We start from the raw sequence: 2,939 nt of genomic DNA on the forward strand, positions 1-2,939 counted from the left end.
AAAAAAAAAAAAAAAACATAAGCAGTGCGTTCTACCCTCACTGGATCAGTCGACGACGCAACCAACCCGAGAACCAATCCATCAGCATGACCATCAGGATGATCAGGACGATGTAATAGGCGACCTCTTCCCAGTCCTTCTGGGTGATGATCGCCTGCGTCAGCAGCAGTCCGATACCGCCGCCCGTGATCGCACCGATCACGGTAGCGCTGCGGGTGTTGGATTCAAGGAAGTAAAGTAGCTGGCTCAGCAGCACCGGCGTCACCTGTGGGATCACACCAAAGCGATAGCGCTGCGGTGCATTGGCGCCGGTGGACTGCACCCCTTCGATCTGCTTCTGGTCCACGTTCTCCAGCGCTTCCGAGAAGATCTTTCCGAAAGTGCCTGTATCGGTAACCAGCATAGCCAGCGCGCCCGGTCAGTGGCCCGGGTCCGAATGCGCGGGCCAGAACTACGGTCCAGATCAGTGCATCCACGCCACGCACAAAGTCGAACAGATGCGACGGGTGGCAAATCGGAGCGACCTTAGAGGGTTGAAGTTGCGCGTCGGCGAGGAATGCCAGCGGCAGGGCCACCATCGCGGCACCAATGGTTCCCAGGAACGCCATCAGGATGGTCTCAAAAATCGCCCAAGCCACGTCCTGGTGCCGCCACATCTTGTTGGTCCAGAAAGCGTTGAAAATCTCTCCGGCCTCACCTTGGGCAGCCAACCCGGCCAACTCAGTGAAGGACTTGCCATAGTAGGGGCTGTCGAGTGTGAACCAGAACAGTTCCCACCCGGTGAAATAGCGGAACACCTCGGACCGGTTGCGGGTCACCGGTCAGGACGTCCCGCATCCGGCGTGATCGGCCATCCGGTTCTTTGGAGACGCTGATCCACTCTGGCACGTCGCCGGCGGGCAGTTCAGCCTGCACGCCTGGCTGAACGGGTAGGTGTCGCCCGGACTGGTGCCGTAACCCGGGATGTCGTATTCCACCGTCTCCGGGCCAAAGCGCACAACGTGACCGTCTTCCAGATCAATCACCGTGGTCTCACCCGAGCGTGACCCAATCGGGGGCCTGACCTTCGGGGTAAGCGCCCTTGCGCTCGCCCTCGATGGCCGCGGACACTTCCCCGGAGCGGTTGTCCCGCTCGATATGGGTTTTGTAGCTGTAGCTGTCCGAAACCAGCGTCTTGCCGTTTTTCCAGTTCGCCTGCGCGGCCAGACCCGGCACGTCGAAGGCAAAGAACACATAGACTAGATAGGCGAGAACCAGCGCGGGCAGGCCAAAGTTGGCCAGGCGTTTGCGGTTGAACAGACGGTCGGCCTCGGCCTTAAGCTCATCAACGGACAGGTCGGTGGCGAAGGTGCTCATGCCGCGCGCTCCTTTTCGGACCCGTGGGCCAGACGGTCGCGCAGAAGACCCGGAGATTTGATCGACGACGACGATTGTGACGAACAGACAGGAGGAAGATGGCGGCGGCCTCGTCATAGCGCCCCTGCCCCCAGGACATCGCATTCCGCAGCTCATAGCCCAAGACCACCCGCGCCGACGAAGCCCAGGATGGCCGAGGCGCGGATGTTGATCTCGAACCGCAGCAGGGCATAGCTGACATAGTTCGGACCGACCTGCGGGATCACGCCCAGATACATGCGCTGCGACCAGTTTGCGCCCACCGATTGCAGCCCCTCGACCGGTTTGAGCGAGGCGTTTTCGTTCACTTCTGAAAACAGTTTGCCCAGCGCGCCGGCGGTGTGAATGGCGATGGCGATCATCGCGGGAACTGGACCGCCACCCAAAACAAAGATCAGAACCAGCGCGATGACAATCTCGGGCACGGCCCGGAAAATGTCTGAGATACGCCGGAACAGAGGGATTAGCGACAGGCCAGAGCGCCATCCCACGCGTCGCCATAAGCGCCAGGAACGTGCCCACGATGGTGCCGATCAGAGTCGCCGCCGCCGCTATGTTCATGCGTCTCGACCAGCGCCGGAAAGAACTCAACCAAATTGGTGGGCATCTCGGTCGATCTTTTCCCAAGCCTCGGACAGACACCTCGGCTGGATAGTCCAAGAATCCGGTGCCAGCCGTCGATAAAACTGCCCGCGTTACGATCGTCAGCCGTGCGAAAACCCGCAGCCATCATGGCTACGAACACGATCAGGAGGATACCACCATAGACCCGTTTGCGCCGCGCCATCGCGGTGTATTCGTCGCGGATCTGATCAACGGTCGAGGACCCAGCAGTCAGGTCTGTCATGGAATGCTCCTGAGTGGAAAAACGGGGCCCGGTTTTTCCACCGGACCCCGATCATAGGATATGCGGGAGGTGCTGGAGTGGGAAGGAACCCTTTCTACTTTAACCTTAGCAATACTAACTGAACCAAGTACAGGCAAAAACAACCGTTCGATTACGGCACGGTCGCGGCCAAACACTTCTTCCATGATGCGGTTTTCAACATAAGAAGTGAAGCCTTCATTTAGCCATAAGTCTTCCCACGTCGCGTTAGTGACTAGGTTACCTGACCAAGAATGCGCAAGTTCGTGGGCGATTAGATTAACTAGGCTTTTGTCACCAGCAACAACGGTTGGTGTGATAAATGACAGGCGAGGATTTTCCATGCCGCCAAACGGGAAGCTAGGTGGCAGCATCAGTAGGTCGTAACGACCCCATGCATATTCACCGTACATCACGTTGGTTTTGTCGATCATCGCCTGTGTGTCATTAAACTCTGCCACTGAGGCATCAAGAATTTGTGGCTCAGCAAAAATAGCTGTTTGGTGTGACATCTCTTTATATTCAAGGTTACCCGCACCAATCGCAATGAGGTAAGGTGGAATAGCCTGCGGCATATCAAACCAGTAGTCACCGTCTTTAACAAATGCTTCAGAGTTATCTGCACTCATAACCGCAACCAGGTGCTGTGTAAGAGGTGAATCTAACCGTCGTTAACCTT

The 2,939-nt window shown here is 57.3% G+C and carries 4 protein-coding genes and 1 pseudogene; all 5 read right to left on the reverse strand.

The annotated features are described in order from the left end of the window. Positions 1-37: 37 nt before the first annotated feature. Positions 38-403, reverse strand: a complete 366-nt coding sequence (locus ACXAC4_RS20990; RefSeq protein ID WP_475165124.1) for a PhnE/PtxC family ABC transporter permease — start codon at positions 401-403, stop codon at positions 38-40. A gap of 629 nt (positions 404-1,032) precedes the next feature. Beyond that, positions 1,033-1,356: a hypothetical protein gene (locus ACXAC4_RS20995; RefSeq protein WP_475165126.1), complete on the reverse strand. Its 324-nt coding sequence runs from the start codon at positions 1,354-1,356 to the stop codon at positions 1,033-1,035. Between the two features lie 152 nt (positions 1,357-1,508). Next, positions 1,509-1,886 (reverse strand): PhnE/PtxC family ABC transporter permease, encoded by a 378-nt coding sequence (locus tag ACXAC4_RS21000; protein WP_475165127.1) that lies wholly within the window; start codon positions 1,884-1,886, stop codon positions 1,509-1,511. Further along, a complete protein-coding gene (locus ACXAC4_RS21005) occupies positions 1,859-2,242 on the reverse strand; it encodes a hypothetical protein (protein WP_475165129.1) in 384 nt (127 codons plus the stop codon). The genes ACXAC4_RS21000 and ACXAC4_RS21005 overlap by 28 nt, the downstream gene beginning before the upstream one ends. 143 nt (positions 2,243-2,385) lie before the next feature. Then, positions 2,386-2,895 (reverse strand): annotated as a pseudogene (locus ACXAC4_RS21010) (M1 family aminopeptidase); the annotation flags it as partial. Positions 2,896-2,939 lie beyond the last annotated feature (44 nt).

This window comes from Pseudoalteromonas sp. AWM4_233, from assembly GCF_056158285.1.